This window comes from Acinetobacter sp. TAC-1 (assembly GCF_029025845.1).
Taxonomy (GTDB): Bacteria; Pseudomonadota; Gammaproteobacteria; order Pseudomonadales; family Moraxellaceae; genus Acinetobacter; species Acinetobacter guillouiae.
The window spans coordinates 483447-502677 of sequence record NZ_CP118892.1 but is presented as its reverse complement, the minus strand read 5'-3'; the positions used below and the strand labels follow the sequence as shown (position 1 = coordinate 502677).

Annotated in this window: 19 protein-coding genes and 4 tRNA genes; 10 read left to right on the top strand and 13 right to left on the bottom strand. The window is 38.1% G+C overall.

Annotated elements, in window-relative coordinates; translation table 11 throughout:
- Positions 1–155: 155 nt before the first annotated feature.
- Positions 156–1445, top strand: coding sequence for a hypothetical protein (locus PYV58_RS02355; protein WP_034617673.1), 1290 nt, complete (start codon positions 156–158; stop codon positions 1443–1445).
- 25 nt (positions 1446–1470) lie between these two features.
- On the opposite strand, the gene PYV58_RS02350 is transcribed toward PYV58_RS02355, so the two are convergent.
- The 3 genes from PYV58_RS02350 to PYV58_RS02340 all read right to left on the bottom strand — a co-directional run bounded on the left by PYV58_RS02350 (position 1471) and on the right by PYV58_RS02340 (position 3821).
- Complete coding sequence (locus tag PYV58_RS02350) at positions 1471–2256, bottom strand: hypothetical protein (protein WP_034617670.1); 786 nt, start codon at positions 2254–2256, stop codon at positions 1471–1473.
- A 98-nt stretch (positions 2257–2354) separates the two neighbouring features.
- Positions 2355–2431 (bottom strand) — tRNA-Arg (locus PYV58_RS02345).
- Positions 2432–2561: 130 nt separating this feature from the next.
- Positions 2562–3821 carry an MFS transporter gene (locus tag PYV58_RS02340; RefSeq protein WP_034618234.1) on the bottom strand — a complete coding sequence of 420 codons (1260 nt, stop codon included), beginning with the start codon at positions 3819–3821 and terminating at the stop codon, positions 2562–2564.
- A gap of 108 nt (positions 3822–3929) precedes the next feature.
- Between PYV58_RS02340 and PYV58_RS02335 the strand changes: the two genes are divergently transcribed.
- The gene (locus tag PYV58_RS02335) at positions 3930–4367 is read left to right on the top strand and encodes a helix-turn-helix domain-containing protein (RefSeq protein ID WP_034618244.1); all 438 of its coding nucleotides are present in this window, start codon (positions 3930–3932) and stop codon (positions 4365–4367) included.
- 69 nt (positions 4368–4436) lie between these two features.
- On the opposite strand, the gene PYV58_RS02330 is transcribed toward PYV58_RS02335, so the two are convergent.
- The 6 genes from PYV58_RS02330 to PYV58_RS02305 all read right to left on the bottom strand — a co-directional run bounded on the left by PYV58_RS02330 (position 4437) and on the right by PYV58_RS02305 (position 8789).
- A complete protein-coding gene (locus PYV58_RS02330; RefSeq protein WP_034618236.1) occupies positions 4437–5300 on the bottom strand; it encodes a cysteine ABC transporter substrate-binding protein in 864 nt (287 codons plus the stop codon).
- Between the two features lie 73 nt (positions 5301–5373).
- On the bottom strand, positions 5374–6276 hold the full coding sequence (locus tag PYV58_RS02325) for a cysteine ABC transporter substrate-binding protein (protein WP_034618238.1): 903 nt from the start codon (positions 6274–6276) through the stop codon (positions 5374–5376).
- 65 nt (positions 6277–6341) lie between these two features.
- Entirely contained in the window at positions 6342–7073 is a 732-nt protein-coding gene (locus PYV58_RS02320; protein ID WP_034618240.1) for an amino acid ABC transporter ATP-binding protein, read from the bottom strand.
- 2 nt (positions 7074–7075) lie between these two features.
- A complete protein-coding gene (locus PYV58_RS02315; protein WP_034618242.1) occupies positions 7076–7741 on the bottom strand; it encodes an amino acid ABC transporter permease in 666 nt (221 codons plus the stop codon).
- Positions 7731–8390 (bottom strand): amino acid ABC transporter permease, encoded by a 660-nt coding sequence (locus PYV58_RS02310; RefSeq protein ID WP_004816902.1) that lies wholly within the window; start codon positions 8388–8390, stop codon positions 7731–7733. Before PYV58_RS02310 ends, PYV58_RS02315 begins: the two co-directional genes overlap by 11 nt.
- Positions 8391–8591: 201 nt before the next feature.
- Positions 8592–8789 (bottom strand): hypothetical protein, encoded by a 198-nt coding sequence (locus tag PYV58_RS02305; protein ID WP_004816901.1) that lies wholly within the window; start codon positions 8787–8789, stop codon positions 8592–8594.
- A 180-nt stretch (positions 8790–8969) separates the two neighbouring features.
- Between PYV58_RS02305 and PYV58_RS02300 the strand changes: the two genes are divergently transcribed.
- Complete coding sequence (locus PYV58_RS02300; protein WP_004725757.1) at positions 8970–9584, top strand: hypothetical protein; 615 nt, start codon at positions 8970–8972, stop codon at positions 9582–9584.
- A 23-nt stretch (positions 9585–9607) separates the two neighbouring features.
- Positions 9608–10402: a hypothetical protein gene (locus PYV58_RS02295; protein ID WP_227504292.1), complete on the top strand. Its 795-nt coding sequence runs from the start codon at positions 9608–9610 to the stop codon at positions 10400–10402.
- 202 nt (positions 10403–10604) lie between these two features.
- Here the strand turns inward: PYV58_RS02295 and PYV58_RS02290 are convergent.
- From PYV58_RS02290 to PYV58_RS02280, 3 genes are all read right to left on the bottom strand, one after another.
- Positions 10605–10681: transfer RNA gene (locus PYV58_RS02290), tRNA-Arg, on the bottom strand.
- Between the two features lie 47 nt (positions 10682–10728).
- A tRNA-Arg gene (locus PYV58_RS02285) sits at positions 10729–10805 on the bottom strand.
- A 15-nt stretch (positions 10806–10820) separates the two neighbouring features.
- Positions 10821–10910 (bottom strand) — tRNA-Ser (locus PYV58_RS02280).
- A gap of 264 nt (positions 10911–11174) precedes the next feature.
- Between PYV58_RS02280 and rnr the strand changes: the two genes are divergently transcribed.
- The 5 genes from rnr (at position 11175) to PYV58_RS02255 (ending at position 17262) form a co-directional block, all read left to right on the top strand.
- Complete coding sequence (rnr, locus tag PYV58_RS02275; RefSeq protein WP_205622317.1) at positions 11175–13625, top strand: ribonuclease R; 2451 nt, start codon at positions 11175–11177, stop codon at positions 13623–13625.
- Between the two features lie 158 nt (positions 13626–13783).
- Entirely contained in the window at positions 13784–14419 is a 636-nt protein-coding gene (locus PYV58_RS02270; RefSeq protein ID WP_034614339.1) for a hypothetical protein, read from the top strand.
- Positions 14420–14511: 92 nt separating this feature from the next.
- On the top strand, positions 14512–16539 hold the full coding sequence (locus tag PYV58_RS02265; RefSeq protein WP_034614343.1) for a M3 family metallopeptidase: 2028 nt from the start codon (positions 14512–14514) through the stop codon (positions 16537–16539).
- A gap of 54 nt (positions 16540–16593) precedes the next feature.
- Positions 16594–16803 carry a YheV family putative zinc ribbon protein gene (locus PYV58_RS02260; protein ID WP_171066870.1) on the top strand — a complete coding sequence of 70 codons (210 nt, stop codon included), beginning with the start codon at positions 16594–16596 and terminating at the stop codon, positions 16801–16803.
- Positions 16804–16818: 15 nt separating this feature from the next.
- On the top strand, positions 16819–17262 hold the full coding sequence (locus tag PYV58_RS02255; RefSeq protein ID WP_034614345.1) for a hypothetical protein: 444 nt from the start codon (positions 16819–16821) through the stop codon (positions 17260–17262).
- A 100-nt stretch (positions 17263–17362) separates the two neighbouring features.
- On the opposite strand, the gene PYV58_RS02250 is transcribed toward PYV58_RS02255, so the two are convergent.
- A complete protein-coding gene (locus tag PYV58_RS02250) occupies positions 17363–18283 on the bottom strand; it encodes a DMT family transporter (protein ID WP_034614348.1) in 921 nt (306 codons plus the stop codon).
- Between the two features lie 164 nt (positions 18284–18447).
- On the opposite strand from PYV58_RS02250, the gene PYV58_RS02245 reads away from it, so the two are divergent.
- Positions 18448–19227, top strand: a complete 780-nt coding sequence (locus tag PYV58_RS02245; RefSeq protein WP_034614351.1) for a helix-turn-helix transcriptional regulator — start codon at positions 18448–18450, stop codon at positions 19225–19227.
- Positions 19228–19231 lie beyond the last annotated feature (4 nt).

Below are 19231 nucleotides of genomic sequence, written 5' to 3'. Positions count from 1 at the left end.
ATATTACACTAGATTTTTCCAGCGAGATGCGGATTTTCATCTTGTTTTACAGAACACCTCTATTTTTTAAAAGTGAATCCTTTTAGGGTCTTTCATACAAATGGTTTTTATAAGAACAAAAGATTGCCGCTTATCAAGGCGCAAAAGGAATTGTGATGAAAGTTTTTTATTTAAATATCAGTCTCGTGCTCTTAATCGGTATCAGTCAAATCAGTTTCGCGAAATTGGTCACTTGGAGCGATAATATTCCCAGTGCGTTAAAACCATTTGACAATAATGCCCAGCAAATCGCGGCAATTGCACAAGACAATATTTTAATTTATGCCCATCCAGCGACCAAGACCTCCTTACCGACACTCAACAAACAGCCCCAACCTATAGCTAAATTTTCAACAGCAGCCATTGTTGTGCCTGTAAGTAGCCAAGAAGTGGCTAAAACTTTAAGCCATTACACCCAATATGTTGGGTTATTCCCGACTTTAAAATCAGCAAAAGTCATCGAAACAGCAGGACCTGTCAGTCAATTAAAATATCGTATTTCCATCCCGACACCGATACCTGTATTGAATTTTAATGAAGATGTGGTGATGCAACATCAAATTGGACAAAATAGCATTTCAACCATGGTGATTGATGGCCCAATTCCTTATGCATTAGGGAAATTTGAATGGTTCAATTTAGCTGACAACAAAACCTTAGTGACCCTGACACAATGGGGCGATTTAAACCAACCGCAAGGTTTCCTATTTAAGAAAATTTTAAATGCTTTCCCTGAAGTAAAACTGGCGATTCCAAATGGTTCGAGCGCCTTTGTTTTAGAAGCACTCAAAAATAAATATACGGCTAAAAAAGTGACGGCATTAAATGCAGGGCAACTACCTAGCCCACAATTAAATACAGCTCAAATCAATAAAATTGTTCAGGTCAGTGCCAACGCACAACAGCCCGTCAGTATTGTACTTAATCCTGTCACTGTACCTTATACCCATGGGCGGGAAGTTTTACGTTTTACCACAAGCTATCAATATTTAAATGCCACCCCGCAACAATTACAACGTTGGACACAACCCTTATCCTATAAAGAAATTTTTCCAAAACAAATCAAAAGCATTAAAACCACAGCGATCAACACACAAGGACAAGATGCAGACTTTAAAGTCAGTGTCGGATTGGGGGTTATTAGTATCCCTTTTGATTTTAAAATGCGTTTTAGCTATCCCAAAGCCACTGAAAATAACTTCTATGCCAATGGCGGTGATTTACGTTATCTCAAAGGTCAAATTCAATTTTTACCCCAAGGCAATAACACCTTACTCAAAATGACCACCACCATCAAAATTGATGAAAAAGCACCATTCCTACTCAAAGCAGCACGCAGTTTACCCTACCATGAAATGTTACCTGCACTGGGTGCAAATGCAATTTTTGCTCAAAAAGTAAAGTAGTGCTGATTGAACTTTTAAAACTCAATTAATCAGCCAGATGTTTAATTGTTGTACCAATATTAAATAGGAAATATAACGGGATTGCGACCAGATCACCGACTAAAGTGACTGGGGTTAAGGCGATTTTCTGCAACAATGTTTTAGAATGTAGTGAGTATTTGGTTTTTCCTTGTGTATACATCGCAATCGTATAATTTTGACTAAAGTTTTGAAATTTCATATTTTTAATTTCAGCGTTTAAGCCCACAACACGCCCAACCAATCCAATTTTTCTTTGATAAAATTCAGAGTTTTCCTGACCATACTCGTACTGACTCAGTCCAAGTCGAGATAACTTATTTTCTTCCAGTCGAGTTAAATTGTTTTTTGCATAATACAGTTCAATATCACCGCTAAATTGAGCTGCTTGTGGATTTTTTTGATCATCGCTTTCAGGCATTAAAGATAAGCTAAAATGCTTGTCACTCGGATGGACTGGTTTGATCCGCCAATACTTGGGGTCTAAATCAGATTGAATGGTCTCTAAAATTTCCTTATTTCCAATATCAATCATATACGCATATTTTTGCCCCACCACGATTAAGGAGCGATCTACATTGTTTCTATCATGGCTATTTTTTGAGGAGGCATTTTCTATTAAATAGGCAAAACCGACAATTTGATCCTGATCTACAATCACACGATCTGCATGGGTTGAAACCACTTTACCCGTCGCCAACCTGCCAGAGTCACTGTTATTCCACAGAATGGCGGTACATCCGATCATTTGACTGATGACCAGCACGATAAACAATGAGAAATACTTATGCATGAATGATTGGCCTTATTTTTATTATCTCGCTCATTGTGCCATTTTTTAGGCACAAAAAAACCGCAATAAAGCGGTTTTTTTTAAATATTTTATCAAGTTGGTGCGCTCAGAGAGATTCGAACTCCCGACCCCTTAGTTCGTAGCCAAGTGCTCTATCCAGCTGAGCTATGAGCGCGACGTCTTGATGGGACGCATTATACGCCTTTTCATTTTTTTGTTAAGGATTATTTCAATAGTTAAACACCAAGTGTTTAGTATTTGGGCTATTTATCTTTAAATCGACAAAAAACCTAGGATTTATGCATTTATACACTGCTTGCATGCTGTTTCATTTGAAACTGGATTAAATATTTTTCGGTAAACAACCAAAATAAATAGCCAACTACACTCAATAATATTCCAGCCGTACACACGGCATACCATCCCCAATGACCATAGAGTGTTGTTGCCAGTAATGATCCCACAGCACTGCCCAATGCATAAAACAACATATAAGCACCAACCAATCGCCCATGTAATCGAATATCCGCTTGGAAGATCAGACTTTGATTAATCACATGAACTGATTGAATAGCCACATCCAATAAAATAATCGCTAAAATAAAAATCCAAATTGAAAAATATAAGCAGGTTAAAATGACCCAAGCTCCGATCAGTAATAGAAACGCATATTGTGTAACACGCTGCGCATAGCCTCTATCAGCCAACCCACCGACACGGATTGCCATAACCGCACCGATAGCACCAATGATGCCTAAAAAACCAATCAAGCTATGTGAATATTCAAAAGGCTGAACAGATAAAGGAAATACCAGAGCATTCCAAAACAAATTTAAATTGACGAAAATGATGAAAGCAAGTACGCCTCTAATCTGTAACACTCTATTTTTAAACAATTGTTCAAACAATGAAAAGATTATCTGGGAATAAGTGGATTGCTGAATAGGATCTTTTTCGATACGGATAAAAACTAAGTATTTCCATAAAAACACACTGATCATACTCATACATAGTACTGAGAATATATATACCCCTTGCCATCCAAACCAATCCGCTAAACTACCAGACAGTACCCGAGATAAAAGTATGCCAATCAACACACCAGCTTGGACTGTACCGACGATTTTGCCGCGTTCATCAGCAGCGGCCAAAACTGATGCATAAACTATTAAGCCTTGGGTCATCGCTGTGCCCAACATGCCCACAATCAGCATACTCAATAACAACGTGAAAATATGATCTGAAAAAACCAACAAGATTAAAGCGAGGCATAAAATGATGGACTGAAACAACATCAAAGATTTTCGTGGTAATAAATCGCCTAAAGGCACAATAAAAATTAATGCAATGATTGATCCCACTTGAGTCAATGAAACAACTAACCCCACCCACGAATAATCTAATTTAAAATCTTGGGCGATCAGATCCAGCAATGGCTGTGCATAATAAACATTTGCAACACTCATTCCAGCAGCACACGCCAACAGCATCACCAAAGCTGGAGAAAGATGGGATCTCTGCTGTTCTCTTGTTTTATTGCGCTGTTGATGATCTGTTTTGTTCATTCTGCACCAATCTGGTTTTAATTTGCAACTAGATTAAATTACGCAATCTTGTTTTAAATTGCAACTAGATTTATAGTCTTATTTTTAAGATGAAAGATGGAACAGCTGATGAATCAAGACACATATGAAGCTTGCCCAGTTGCGCGGTCAGTGCAATTGATTGGAGATCGTTGGGCTTTATTGATCATTCGCGAAGCTTTTGATGGGGTAAAACGATTTAGTGATTTTCAAAAAAATTTAAATGTCGCCAAAAATATTTTATCTGATCGTTTAGCTAAACTTATTGATGCTCAAATTCTAAAGAACCAACCTGCTTCTAATGGCTCAGCCTATTTGGAATATGTGCTCACTGAACAAGGTTATGCACTGTTCCCGATCATCGTGGCATTACGTCAATGGGGTGAGCAATTTTTATTCGCTGAGGATCAACCACATTCTATTTTACTCGAGAAAAATACAGGTGATGAATTGGCACTTATGCAACCTATGACAAAAAAAGGAAAACATCTACTTGCACAAGAGACCTTTGTGAAAAAGATCAATTAAATGCAAATCATGTTTTCCCAGTTAAAGTCGATGATATTTTTTAAAGAGCAAACTTAAGTTTTAAGGGTTTTACTCAACCAATAAATCTTTTGGATTAATGCTATCACCGTAGACAGGTTTTAACGTCTTTTCATAGGCTTGCTGGATAACCCCTGCTTTAGATAATTTTTCTAAGTCTTGATTCAACCAATCCAATAATTCTTTATCGCCTTTTTTGACTGCAGGTGCAATTAAATCATGCTGACCTAAGCTGGTAATACCCACGGTATAATTTGGGTTCTCTTTTGCCCAAGCCAGTACCAATAAATTGTCATGTGCCAAAGCCACACCACGTCCATCTTTCAGCGCATCAAAGGTCTCTGTATTCTGCTCGTACTTTTGTAATTTAATTTCAGGATGTGATTTGCTAAAGAATGAGTCTGCTGTCGTGCCTTTATTGACCAATAAAATCTGATCTTTAAGCTGTGCAATATCAGTAATTGGCTTAGCTTTAGGTGATACAACGCCCAAAGAAACCTTTAAATAAGGCTTGGCAAAATCGACAACTTCCTTGCGTTCAGGTGTCACGGTGAAATTGGCAAAAATAATATCCACCTTATTGGCTTTAAGGTACTCCACACGATTGGCAGCTTCCGTTAAAACAAATTGAACTTTGTTTTCATCTCCCAATAGGTCTTTGGCAACATGCTTGGCAATTTCCACATCAAAACCTTGGTTTTTACCTTGTGCGTCCAAGTAACCAAAAGGCGGCTTATCACTAAACACCCCGATACGAACCACACCATTTTTCTTAATTTGCTCGATACTTGAGCTGGTTTTTTCAGGTTCAGCAGCTTTTTCAGTTGTTGGCGCGTTTTTATTACACGCCGCCAACCCTAAGCTAAGCACTGAAGCCGCAAGTAGATGAGTCAGCTGTTTTATTGATATATTCATTTAATTTTCCTCTGATCTATTTTCATATTTAAACGATGATTTCTTTTCGTAGTTAAACGCTTTAATGCAATTTTTATTTCGGTGTCACATCCAAAAAGACTTGAGCATCCACAGTTCCACCGTAAACAGGCTTTAAGGTCTGATCATAAATCTTCTGAATTTCACCTGTTTTTTGTAAGCTTGAAATTTCAGTATTGAGCCAATTTAAAAGTTGGCTATTGTCCTTTTTCACTGCAGGTGCAATAAAGTCTTGATTACCAATTTGTTGAATTCCCGCCGTAAATGTTGGATTCTCAGCTGCCCATGCCAAGGCATAAGTACTGTCTTGAGAAATTGCATCACCACGACCATCTTTCAAGGCATTAAAGGCATCGGTATTTTGTTCAAACTTTAATAAATTAATTTTTGGGTAATTCTTAGTGAAATAAATATCTGATGTCGAGCCTTTATTGACGATCAAGGTTTTGCCTTCGAGCTGCTGAATATCTGTAATCGTCTTGGCTTTAGGCGATACGATGCCTAAAGCTGCCTTTAAATACGGTTGAGCAAAATCAACCACTTGTTTACGTTCAGGAGTGACTGAAAAGCTGGCAAATACCGCATCTGCTTTACCCGATTTTAAAAACTCCACCCGATTAGCAGCCTCAGTCACCACAAATTCAACTTTATTTTCATCCCCAAGCAAATCTTTGGTCACTCTTTTTGCTAAAGCGATATCAAAACCTTGTGGTTTACCTGCACTGTCTACATAACCAAATGGAGGATTATCTGCAAAAACAGCCACACGAAACACGCCCTGCTTTTTAATCTGATCTAAAGATTGATCATTCTGGGTATTTTTCTCCGCTGATGCATTTGGTTCAGTTGGCTGACTACATGCGCTCAACATTCCCATACATAAGGCCACACTCAATGTTCGAACAACGTTGGAAATATTAAAAAAAATCGATGGTTGAGTTAAATAAGATAAAGCCATACATCCTCATTTTTATAGATCATTCTGTGTTGCTATTAGGGTGAATATTGATGTCTAAATTACTGTTAGTAATTCAACATATTTAAAAAGGCTTTTGCCCGTTCAGTCTGTGGATGCTCAAAAAATTGTTCAGGTGTGGCTTGCTCAATAATTTTGCCTTTATCCATAAAAATAATTCGGTCTGCGACTTTTCTGGCAAAAGACATTTCATGAGTCACGATCAACATGGTCATCCCTTCATACGCAAGTTTTAAAACCACATCTAATACTTCACGGACCATTTCAGGGTCTAAAGCAGCAGTAATTTCATCTAGCAGAATCACTTGAGGCTGCATCACCAATGAACGCACAATTGCGATACGTTGCTTTTGCCCACCCGATAACTGTCGCGGATAATCTCGCTTACGATCGTATAAACCGACACGTTTCAATAATTCGTCTGCGACTTTCTCAGCTTCAGCTCTTGTTCGTTTTTGAACTTTTAAAGGGCCTAATAAAATGTTATCAATCACATTCATATGCCCAAAAAGTTCATAGTTTTGAAACACCATGCCAATTTTTTGACGTACATCCACCCACGCTAAATCTTTGCCCAATACACCTGAGCCAGCTAAATTGATTGTGCCACCCTGAATTTTTTCCAAGCCATTGATACAACGTAACAATGTGCTTTTCCCACATCCCGATGGACCAAGGATCACCACGACTTCACCCTGTTTTACGTCCAAATCTATGCCTTGTAAAATATGACTTTCTGCAAATGATTTCTGTAAATGTTGTATAGATAACAAAGTCATGATTACTCCCAAACTTTTTCTAAATGCGTCGCTAAACGGGATAAGGGATAGCAAATGATGAAATATAAAATAAAGATCAAACCATAAATCCAAAGAGATGCATTCGGAACAATTAACAGCGAATTTTCAATAATTTGCTGTCCAACTTTAATCACTTCGACCACGCCAATCAGCACTGCCAAGGAGCTGGTTTTAATCATACGCGTGAATAAATTGATTGCGCCCGGTGTGACTCTTTTTAAACTCTGCGGGAAAATCACATAGCCCAAAGTTTGCATAGGACTCAGACCAAGTGCATGTGCAGAATCGCGTTGATGTTGATCTATCGATGTGATGGCAGCACGGACTAAATCGCCCATTTCAGCAGTCCCCCACAATACAAAAACCACAATACATACCAGTACCGCTGAGAGCTGCCAGTTAAACCATGTTGCAAAGCCAAAATAGAAAACAAACAATAAAACCAGAATTGGAATAATCCGAATCGCTTCTAAATACAGTCGGCACAAACTTTTAATCAGTAAATTTTTTGACGTCATAATGACACCGAAAATCGTGCCAAAAATTGCTGAAAAAAATACTGATATAAAGGCAATTTTTGCAGTAACCCACAGCCCTTCCAGTAATCGTGCAAGATGACTGGGTTGAAACAGATAATCAAATTCCATGGCTCACCTTCCGACTGCGGTATTCCAGGTAACTGGTGAGAATAGACACAGGCAATAAAATAATCAGATAAGACATGATCAAGAGAAACAATGCTTCTGTGGTTTTATAATCCATACCAATTAAGTCTTTGGTGACAAACAATAGTTCCACCACTGCGATGGCACTCACCACAGAACTTTCTTTAATCAGAAATAAACAATTTGCACCAATTGCAGGAATTGAAATTGCTAGAGCTTGAGGGAAGATCACATATTGAAAAACTTGCAGTGGATTCAGTCCAATACTTTCACCCGAATCAATTTGCCCTTTGGCCACAGCTTGTAAGCCTGCGCGAAAGGCTTCAGCCATATAGCTTCCACCTAGAAAAGTTAGACCAATGACCCCACAGCTAAATCCATCAATTTTGATCCCCAGTTTTGGTAAACCGTAATAGAGGAAAAATAGCTGAATCAATAAGGGTGTATTGCGTGATAATTCAATGTAAATTTTGGCAATTTTGTCAAAGACCCGTACCCGATAGGTAATGAGAATACTGCAAATTAAACCAACCAATATTGCGAGAATAATACTGATGATTGAGATTTTGAGTGTGGTCACCATTGCCGAAGCAAACTGTGGCATCACACTGTAGATATATTGCCAATTCAAAGAAATCGTCCAAAATAATTATTTTATTGTTACGCTCTAAAGCAGAAAAAATGATTTGGAACTATCTTACAGCGAGAATTTTTTCTAAATAAATATGATTATCAGATAAGCTTTTCTATAAAAATAATGCTGGATAATGCTTACTTTTTGCGGTGAAAAAATAAGCAATGTTAAAATTAAACAGTCATCGACCCGAAGCAATTATTCGGCATTCACCACGTCTAACAATTCCATACATTCAGCACAGAAGATGACAGATTCATTTTCTAAACTTTGGATTTGCAGTTCATAGACAAAACCTGTCAGCGTGCGATTACAGCCATCACACTGTTGCAGGTTGAAATGACAAATAAAATCAACATGCTGGTAAATATAATATCCATCTGTATATTTCTTCATGTTCTTCTTTCTAAAGCTTCGGTTATTTTATTATTTTAAAGTTTTTAGCTCTAGAATAGATGTTGCAATCCTTACTCTGCGACAAGAATAGACGTGTAGATTTAATTGCAATTATAGGTGTAGACTTTTCTTAAATTTTGTAGTTTTATTAATTAATAATTCTTAGCCACTATATTAAAAATGAGCTGTTATATTACTTTGCATTTTTCGAATAGTCTCTCCCCTGAATACGATTTCAATGATGCCGATACGCCATACTTTGCATCGAAAAATTTAATCCCTTTATTTTGGTTAGCACTTTTTTCTAAAGAAAATATCCATCTTTATGAATCTCACATAGAGGATGAATATTCCTATTATTACTTACAAACCAATCGATTAAATGCTATTTATAATTTTCAAAAATATTTTGGGATATGGATCCACTTTGGTCAGGAAGCACTACAGCTCTCTCAATTATTTCTAGATTTTTTAAAAAGCCAAAGTCAAGAATATATAATTCTTAGACTTGATGATTTATTTGCGATGGCTGAAGAACCTGACACCCCAAACGTATACTCAATTTTAATTGAAATGTTAAATTTTTACCCTCAACTCCTTAAAAAACCTAACCTAAAAAAGGTTAAAGCTTACTGTTACTTAGCTCTATCTGTTGAACTATATCTAGAAGAGAATATGCGAAATGGTTTAGATGCTGATATGGTCCAATTTATTAAAACTGAATCGCAAACGGTAAATCAAAAACCTAAAAATCAACTAAAAGAATTTTTTTCAAATTTGTTTAATAAACTATAAAACTCAGATGATAAAAGGAAACAATGGGACATTACTCAACACTTTTAATTTCATCCGATCTCGATAGAACCACGGGTGAAATGGATGAAAATGAAACCTATCAAGAAGTTAAATACTCGATTCCATTATTTTGGTTGGCCTTATTTAAAGTTGAAGACATTACCACTCTTCAAGATGAAGATGGCTTAAGCTATTACGCCTTTCGGGCAACGATCTTAAAAAGCTCTGAAACGTTTAAATCTAGACTCAATATATGGTCAGCATTCTATAATGATGAAAAAGTAGCCATTTTAGCGCAATCATTTTTACAATATTTGCAACGTACTCCAACATTTTCAGTCGAGCTTAATATTACCGATATTATGGCAATGATGATTGATCCATTTAGCATAGAAGCTAACAATGAAATGGCGGATATGATCCATTTCATCGAAGAAAAACATCGAGATCCCAAAAGTCCATCACCATCCAAATATTGGCTGCCAAAATCTTTTGAACTTAACACACCACAAAATCGATATTTAGATATCGATGGTTTTGGAGAGTCTTTACTGCCCTGTTGTGAGGTGGATAGATGGTTAAATAATCATGAAAAGACACAACAGCCTGTTAAAAATAAACTCAATGCGTCTTTTGATGAGATCCATTTTTATCGAATGCTGCTGTCCAAAGCTGAAATCTCGCCAAACAGTTCATTCGGTTTTAAACATCGGTTTTTATTTCTGACGCGAATTAAAAATAAGGCATTACGCAAATGGCTCTTTCAAGTATTCTTCTTTAATGAAATGCTATTTTCTGTTTATTGTGGCTTAGTCTAAGTTTAATCAGCATCTTTTTTCTTTTTAAAATTAGCACTTTTTCCTATTTAGAGATCACTGGCATTATTATTGGGCTTATTGCATTTAGCTATTTTATTTTTCGAAAAATAGCCAAGAGAATCAAGATATTCAATGAGCTAAAATCATCGATCTAAATTTCAGGCACAAAAAAACCGCAAGGTATGCGGTTAATTCTTCAAGTTGGTGCGCTCAGAGAGATTCGAACTCCCGACCCCTTAGTTCGTAGCCAAGTGCTCTATCCAGCTGAGCTATGAGCGCAATACTTGTGTTGCCAAAAGGCATTCGTTACATCATGATTAACTTATTGGTGCGCTCAGAGAGATTCGAACTCCCGACCCCTTAGTTCGTAGCCAAGTGCTCTATCCAGCTGAGCTATGAGCGCGTCATAAGTAATCGTTGGCGGTGAGAGAGGGATTCGAACCCTCGATACAGTTACCCGTATGCATCCTTAGCAGGGATGTGGTTTCAGCCACTCACCCATCTCACCGTAACGAGCCGCCATAATACAAACTAAAACCCGATTCGGCAAGTGATGACATTAAAAAAAATAGAGAAATTTACTCAATTAAATACTTTTTAAGCGATTTTCATCATTTTGTTGTTTTTTTATGCTGTAAAATAATCACAATCTACAAATACCAAGAAAAATTCTCTAAAAACTAAATTAAAAACACAATATTGCAATCAATTACGTGCAGTATTCCACTGTATGTCTTATGCTAATCCTATCTTCTGACTAGAAACCAAATACATCATGAAAAATTGGGTCGATCCTGAAGCCAAAGCTGAAGCTGAGCGTTACGACAATCCCATTCCAAGTCGTACCCTTATCCTAGAAATCATTGAACGAAAACAAGAAGCATTGTCACATGCAGATCTTGTTGAACTGCTTGAAATTGTCGATCAAAAAAGTATAGATGCGCTCAGCCATCGTTTAAGTGCAATGGTCCGTGATGGTCAGTTGATGAAAGATGGTTTTAAATATCAGCTGATGGCAGATCAACCTACCCTAGACGCTACTGTTTATGTCAACGCTAAAGGTTTAGGCGTTGCAAGCTTAGATGGTAAGAAAGATGAATTCCTTCTGCCTGAGCGCGAATTACGTCAAGTCTTCCATGGTGACCGCGTTAAAGTCCAACAAACTTCTGTAGACCGTAAAGGTAAAGCTTGGGGCTATATTACCGAAGTGACTCAACGTCGAGTTAAACAACTGATCGGTAAAGTTGCAGAATTTGAAGGTGAATACTTTATTCAACCTGCACCTCCCAATGCACATCAACCCATAACTTTAGAAAAAGAACTGATTGAACATGCCAAAGCCAAAGTCGGCGATGCATTACGTGTTGAAATTGATGACTATCCAACACGAGATGAATTTGCGACAGGTCATGTGATTCAATCAATGGCGGATAAAGCCGATACTGAAATCATTATCCCGCAAACCATTTTAGAATATGGTTTACCTTATGAATTCCCAGAAGAAGTCATCAAAGAAGCTGAAGCATTTAAAGAACCTTCTGCAAAAGATCGTCAAGGCCGTATAGATTTACGAGATTTGCCTTTAGTCACCATTGATGGTGAAGATGCACGTGATTTCGATGATGCAGTCTATGCGGAAAAACGTCCTGGTGGTGGCTATCGTGTCGTTGTCGCGATTGCAGATGTCAGTCATTATGTCCGTGTTGGTAAACCTTTAGATGATGAAGCGCAAGAACGTGGTACATCGGTGTATTTCCCACACTATGTATTACCAATGTTGCCTGAAGCACTTTCAAATGGTTTATGTTCTTTAAATCCACATGTTGACCGTTTATGTATGGTGTGTGATTTAAATTTAAGTCGTGCTGGTAAAGTGACTAAATTTGAATTTTATCCGTCAGTGATGCATTCAAAAGCACGTTTAACCTATACCCAAGTTGCACAATATTTGGATGGCGACAGCAATGCAATTCCTGAAGATCGTGATGTCCGTAAGTCAGTCAATACGCTCTACCAATTGTATGAAACTTTAAAAGGTTTACGTGCACAACGTCATGCAATGGAATTTGAAACCGTTGAAACCTACATGACTTTTGATGAATTGGGTGGAATTAAAGAAATTTTACCGCGTTCACGTAATGTTGCGCATAAGCTTATTGAAGAATGTATGTTGCTTGCTAACGTTGCAGCAGCGGAATATTGCTTAAAAAATGAAGTTCCAATGTTGTATCGTGTGCATGAAGCACCAGAGTTTTCACGCATTCAAAAAGTAAAAGACTTTGTGAAATTATTGGGCTTTAAATTCCCTGACCAACCGACACAAGCCGATTATCAAACGGTGATTGAAGCAACCAAAGATCGTATTGATGCACCGAGTATTCATGCGGTGTTATTACGTTCAATGATGCAAGCCTACTATGGTCCAAAAAATGTGGGGCACTATGGCTTGGCTTATGAAGCATATACCCATTTCACTTCACCAATTCGTCGCTACCCTGACCTGCTATTACATCGTGCGATTAAAGCCAGTTTAACCAACAAAAAGTATCCTCTTTCAGGTGCAGCGTTAGAAGATGCGGGTGAACATTTCTCTGCAACTGAACGCCGTGCAGATGAAGCTTCGCGTTCGGTTACTTCATGGCTGAAATGTCACTATATGCAGCAACATTTAGGCGAAGAATTTGTTGGTGTGATCAGTGCAACTGCTGAATTTGGTTTATTCGTAACCCTAAAAGATCTATATGTGGATGGTATGATTCACGTGAGTCAATTGGGCGATGACTACTTTGTTTATGATCAAGTTAGTCAAAATTTAGTCGGTCAAAATCGTGGTCAAGCCTTTGGCTTGGGTGACGAAGTCAAAATTAAAGTTGCTGGGGTTAACCTAGAAGAACGTAAGATTGATTTTGAATTGTTACAACAACTGTCGCATGCGGGCCGTGTAATCCGTAGTCGTGCACCACGTGTTGCAAAACCCGTTGCCAAAGAAGAAGTTTTTTCTGAACGTCCTGTCAAAGTTAAATCTGAATCTGACAGTGGGAATGCCAGCGAAGATGGGGAACGTCCCATTCGAAAGAAAAAGCCCAAAGGAAAACCCAGCTCTTACAATAAAAAACCTGGAAAAAGTGCTGCAACTCAGCCTGAAACAAAGACTAAAGATAAAGTGAAGAAAAAGGCTAAAGCAAAAAAGAAAAAGTCGAACGCAAAAGCAAAGACTGAGTAATTTTGACTTACCGTAAAATCAGAGAGCTTCGGCTCTCTTTTTTATCATTAAAATTTTAAATTTGAATACGTCTAAAAATACTTTTCTTGTACCCTCATAGAATCTTCCTTGTTTTATAATGCATGCATAGCGACTCAAATAACTCTAGAAATAACAGCATGAAAATTAAAAATATACTATCACTCTCAATACTGCTACTCAGCTTTGTAGCTTCTGCTGAAACCATCACCTTTAAAACCCAAACTATTCCCCCCCAATATACGAATTTTTCAGGAAATATTCCCTTTATCCAAGGCAAAGGTTTTGAAAAAATCAACCAACAGATCAAACACGAACTTTTGGCAGATGATGCTACACGTATCGACTTTAGTTCAGGAAAGATCTATCAGGATCAAAACTATTTAAGTGTTTATACCCATTTAGAAATTGAAGGCGGACAAAGCTATTATCGTGAAAAGTATTATGTGATCGATTTAAAAAATAAACAGTTCGCAACATTGTCCCAAATACTACAAAAATATCAATTGTCTGCAGCACAAATCTCAAATGAAATTGCTCAGCAACTTGACCCATGTATTGAAAATAAAACAGCAACGCTTTCTAAAACGTCTAATGACTGTGATAGCGCAGATCTGCAATACCTATACCGATACTATGCTGAAGATCGAAATTTTATTGCGCTAAAAAATGCAAATGGCTTTTATCTTAAAAAAGATATTTTGGGCATCAGTTTTGATGCGGGCGCATATTCTATCCCTTTTGAATACAACCTCAAAACCAAACAAGTCCATTAACATCTGTGTTAATTTTATTGTCACACCTTGATTTCCCCTGCCAGAAGCCCTACATCTATCTATAACTTAAGAAATGATTTGGCATAAAGCTCATGACACTAGAACAGGCAACGTTGCCAGTACCGCAATTTGATCAAATTAGTTTAGATCAACTCAAACAAAATATTGAAAAAGCCATCCAAGACGGTCAAAACTTTTTAAATGACTTGGTGCAAGTCCCTGAAAGCATTCAACAACAACTTGCAGTGATCGAAAATGTAGATTCACTTGAAAATAACATGAGTGAATCTTGGGGAATTTTGTCACACCTCAACGCAGTGATGAATAACACTGAAACGCGTGAAGTCTATCAAGCCTTATTGCCGGGTCTAAGTGAATACTACACCCAGATCGGTCAACACGTTGCTTTGTTCCAAACTTATCAAAATGTTTATGATCATGCGATTTTTAGCGACTTGCCAACGGCGCAACAAAGTGCAATTAAGCTGGCTTTACGTGATTTTAAACTTTCAGGTGTTGCCCTCGAAGGTGAGGCTAAAAAACGCTATGCAGAAATTTCAGCACGATTATCCCAATTGTCTTCTGATTTTTCTAATCATGTTTTGGATTCAACCCAAGCCTATAGCAAAACTTTAACCACGGATCAGCTTAAAGGTCTACCGCAAGGCAGTATTGAATTACTCAAACAATATGGTCAACAACGCGAACTAGATCAGCCTGTTGCTACCTTAGATATTCCATCTTATTTGGCCATCATGACCTATGCAGAAGATCGCGCGCTCCGTGAAGAAATCTATCACGCTTATGTTACACGCGCCTCAGATCAAGCCAGCGATACGCAATTTGACAATGCACCCGTGATGGTTGAAATCCTCAGCTTACGTCAGGAAATGGCCAAGCTTTTAGGTTTTGACAATTTTGCAGAATACTCACTTGCTTCAAAAATGGCACCCGATGTGGCCACTGTTGATCAATTTCTGGTTGATTTAGCAGAGCATGCACGTACACCTGCATTAAAAGAAATCGAAGAACTCAAAGCCATTGCCAAACAAGATGGCATAGATGAGCTAAAACCTTGGGACAGCGGTTATTATTCTGAAAAACTAAAAGTTCAACAGTTCAACCTTTCTCAGGAAGATTTAAAACCATACTTCCCTGCGCCTAAAGTGATTCAAGGCTTATTTAATGTGGTCAATCGTTTATATGGGATTCAAGTCATTGAACGCCAAGCACCACTTTGGCATACAGATGCCCATTATTATGAACTAGAAGACCAAGGCACTGTGATTGGTGGTTTTTACTTTGACCTCTATGCACGTAACGGTAAACGTGGTGGTGCATGGATGAGTGGTTTCCGCTCGCGTATGCAAACCGAAACGGGGTTACAAAAACCAATCTGCTATATGGTTGGGAACTTTACCCCACCTGTCCGTGATCAGCCGGCCCTATTAACGCATGATGAAGTGAATACCTTATTTCATGAGTTTGGTCATGGCTTACACCATATGTTGACCGAAGTAGACAATATTGCAGTTGCTGGAACGCACGGCGTTGCATGGGATGCCGTGGAGTTACCTAGCCAGTTTATGGAATTTTGGACATGGGATACGGAAAGCTTGGCTTTAATCAGTGAACATATAGAATCTAAAGACTCACTTCCTGAGCATCTTTTAAAAGCCTTACTAAATGCTCGTTTCTTCCAGTCAGGTATGCAAACTTTACGACAAATTGAGTTTGCATTGTTCGATTTAACCATTCATAAACTTACACCTGCCCTAAATGCTGAACAAATCCAAGCAACTTTAGATGATATTCGCCAGAAGTATGCCGTTTTAGCAACAGCACCTTATAATCGCTTCCAGAATGGCTTTAGTCATATTTTTGCGGGTGGTTATGCTGCGGGTTATTATTCTTATAAATGGGCAGAAGTTTTAGCAAGTGATGCTTTTGACCGCTTTGAACATGAAGGTGTGTTTAATACCCAAACTGGACAAGAGTTCCGTAAGGCAATCCTTGCAGTTGGCGGAAAAGATACAGCACTTGATGCATTTATCAATTTCCGGGGTCGTGAACCTAAAATAGATGCATTATTACGTCATCAAGGTTGGACGAATAGCTAAAAAAACGCTTAAACTAACGGCCAAAATTGTTTAAAGTGTGGTGGGTGTATGAATATTAGACGTCGTTTCATTGCTGGTGCAAAATGTCCAAAATGTGAAGCGATGGATCGTATTGTTATGCTCACCCAAGGCGATGCTGAATGGATTGAATGCATCGAGTGTGGATATTCTGAAAATCGCCCTACCCATGTAGATGCGCCTGAAGAACCTGCTATACCTGATGAAATTGGGGTCATTCAATTCAAGCCTCGCTCTTCAAAATAGATCGGACCGAATAAAATGCATATAGAACAAAGAAACAATTCAAAATTAATGTGGATTATTGCAGGCGGGTTGGGGGCAGTTATCGTTTTAATTGCTATTTTTTTCTGGTTAAATAACACCTCTGAAAGCACCCAAATCAATGAGCCATTGAACCAGACTACACCTGCTGCGAAGAAAGTGGAAACAACGGCACCACCTGTGGCAACGTCTGTTGAACAAAGTGCTGCTTCAGAGGCTGCCAATGTAGAATTGGTCAAAGCATCCATTTTAAAAGATAAAATTCCTGAAAATGCCAGTTTAGCGAAAGAAGAAGTGGCTAAACTAGAAGACATCCAAAAACAACTTGATGATCAGCAACAAAACCTCAAATCACAACATGCTGATGCGGATCAATTGATTAAACTTAAGGAAGAGCAAATCAAGCTACTTCAACAGCAAATGGCCGCACAAAATCAATAATTTTTGATCATGTGCAAAAATGACGATCTGATATCAGAAAGCCTTAACTTATTTATAAGTTAAGGCTTTTTTTAATTTGAACAATAGTCATTTCAATATTTTAAAGTGAGTCCAATGACTGCTGTGTTGATTTTTTCCATTGGATTGGCTTTTGAATAATTTGCGCCAATAAAATTCCACAGAGTGTTAAACCACCACCAACCAAATGAAAAACTTGTAAATGTTCACCCAAGAGCACCACGGCAATTAAAGCTGTAAACACGGGCAATAAATTCATAAAAATACTATTTTTATTGGGTCCCAAATGTCTTACACCTTCAATCCATAAATAAGACAATAAAATTGATGAGAAAATACTGGCGTACAAAATCAAAGGAATGGTCTGTTGATTCAGTTGCATTTGCGATGCAGGTAAAAAGATAAAAAACGGCAAAACATATAAGATGGCAAAGCTCGACATCACAAAATTCGATTGCCATGCAGGGATCGGCATTTTCCAACGTTTTAACAGCACACCATATAAGGCGTAGCCGATTGCGGCAAGTAACATCAAGCCATCGCCAAGATGCATCCCTTGGCTAAAAACTTGAGCAATATGCCCATGACTCAATAAATACAAGATACCATAGAATGATAAGAAGCCTCCGATCACTAAGCCATAGCTAATCTGATCCTTTAAAATCCATGTACTTAAAATAATCGTCAATAATGGAATCAATGCCGTCACAATCGCCATATTGGTCGCTGTTGTGGTTGTCGCTGCTTGATAAGACAAAAATTGGAATAAGGATACAGAAAGAAATCCACCTAAAGCCAAATGTTTCCAATACTGGCGAATAATATGGCGATTTTTCCACGTGGGAATCAATACAAAAGTACTCATCACCGCGAGCGCAAAAACCAAACGATAAAATGTAATCGCCACAGGTGAAATTGCATGACTTGCCATTTTAGACACAATCACATTTCCAGCCCAAAATAAAATGGCAAACAATGGATAGAAATAAGCTTTTTGAAACATGCTGCTCTGCCTATACAGAAAGATTCAACCATGTTAAAAAATAATCATTTTGTATTTGTACGACAAAATGACAATAACTATCGCAAAAAGAACATTATGCTTGAGGACTAAGCCAATTCCACGAATATATGATTGGCAGTGCCGTATTGATTGAGGAGTAAATCGTGGGGAATAATTATGATCATGGATTTTTAGATTATCCAATTTATGCCTTTACTGAAAATTATTCCCATGGGCATATTGAAGATTGGCATAGCCATGAGCGTATCCAACTGATTCATACGCTTTCTGGGGTTATCCGTATTCAAACGACAGAAGGAACATGGGTCACGCCACCGGGACGCGGTGTATGGATTCCAGCATATAAGGCTCATGCCTTACTGATCAGTGGTGATGTGCAAGCTTATGGTGTATTTATTCAGCCAGACGCACGTTTAAAATTAGTCAATGAATGTCGTGTTGTCACGATCTCACCCCTGCTAAAAGAGCTTATTCGCTCCGCGATGCAGATTCAAACCACGATCCATCCTCAAAGTCGTGAAGCACGATTGCTTGAACTGATTTTAGATGAGTTGGAGCTTCTCCCTGTTCTACCATTTAATTTACCTGAGCCACAAAATATTAAATTGCAAAAGCTTTGTGCTGAAATCAAACTTGATCTTAGCCATACATGGACACTCGAACATGCCGCCCAATTTTTACATGTTAGTCCGAAAACCCTCACTCGACATTTTCAGAAAGAAACCAATATGCATTTTAGTCATTGGGTACGGCAGGCAAGGTTGATGCAAGCCATGACTGATTTGGCAATGAATAAATCAATTTTCAATGTTGCACTGGATTTGGGCTATGACAGTGCCAGTGCCTTTAGTGCCATGTTTAAACGTGAAACCAGTTTGACGCCGAGTGAGTACATTCAGCAGTTTCAATTTGAAGATCACTAAATCT

What these genes read in the sequence shown, in the direction of transcription:
- PYV58_RS02355 (WP_034617673.1), top strand. Translation starts at nt 156, where the DNA reads ATGAAAGTTTTTTATTTAAATATCAGTCTCGTGCTCTTAATCGGTATC.
- PYV58_RS02350 (WP_034617670.1), bottom strand. Translation starts at nt 2,256, where the DNA reads ATGCATAAGTATTTCTCATTGTTTATCGTGCTGGTCATCAGTCAAATG.
- PYV58_RS02340 (WP_034618234.1), bottom strand. Translation starts at nt 3,821, where the DNA reads ATGAACAAAACAGATCATCAACAGCGCAATAAAACAAGAGAACAGCAG.
- PYV58_RS02335 (WP_034618244.1), top strand. Translation starts at nt 3,930, where the DNA reads ATGAATCAAGACACATATGAAGCTTGCCCAGTTGCGCGGTCAGTGCAA.
- PYV58_RS02330 (WP_034618236.1), bottom strand. Translation starts at nt 5,300, where the DNA reads ATGAATATATCAATAAAACAGCTGACTCATCTACTTGCGGCTTCAGTG.
- PYV58_RS02325 (WP_034618238.1), bottom strand. Translation starts at nt 6,276, where the DNA reads ATGGCTTTATCTTATTTAACTCAACCATCGATTTTTTTTAATATTTCC.
- PYV58_RS02320 (WP_034618240.1), bottom strand. Translation starts at nt 7,073, where the DNA reads ATGACTTTGTTATCTATACAACATTTACAGAAATCATTTGCAGAAAGT.
- PYV58_RS02315 (WP_034618242.1), bottom strand. Translation starts at nt 7,741, where the DNA reads ATGGAATTTGATTATCTGTTTCAACCCAGTCATCTTGCACGATTACTG.
- PYV58_RS02305 (WP_004816901.1), bottom strand. Translation starts at nt 8,789, where the DNA reads ATGAAGAAATATACAGATGGATATTATATTTACCAGCATGTTGATTTT.
- PYV58_RS02300 (WP_004725757.1), top strand. Translation starts at nt 8,970, where the DNA reads ATGAGCTGTTATATTACTTTGCATTTTTCGAATAGTCTCTCCCCTGAA.
- PYV58_RS02295 (WP_227504292.1), top strand. Translation starts at nt 9,608, where the DNA reads ATGGGACATTACTCAACACTTTTAATTTCATCCGATCTCGATAGAACC.
- PYV58_RS02270 (WP_034614339.1), top strand. Translation starts at nt 13,784, where the DNA reads ATGAAAATTAAAAATATACTATCACTCTCAATACTGCTACTCAGCTTT.
- PYV58_RS02265 (WP_034614343.1), top strand. Translation starts at nt 14,512, where the DNA reads ATGACACTAGAACAGGCAACGTTGCCAGTACCGCAATTTGATCAAATT.
- PYV58_RS02255 (WP_034614345.1), top strand. Translation starts at nt 16,819, where the DNA reads ATGCATATAGAACAAAGAAACAATTCAAAATTAATGTGGATTATTGCA.
- PYV58_RS02250 (WP_034614348.1), bottom strand. Translation starts at nt 18,283, where the DNA reads ATGTTTCAAAAAGCTTATTTCTATCCATTGTTTGCCATTTTATTTTGG.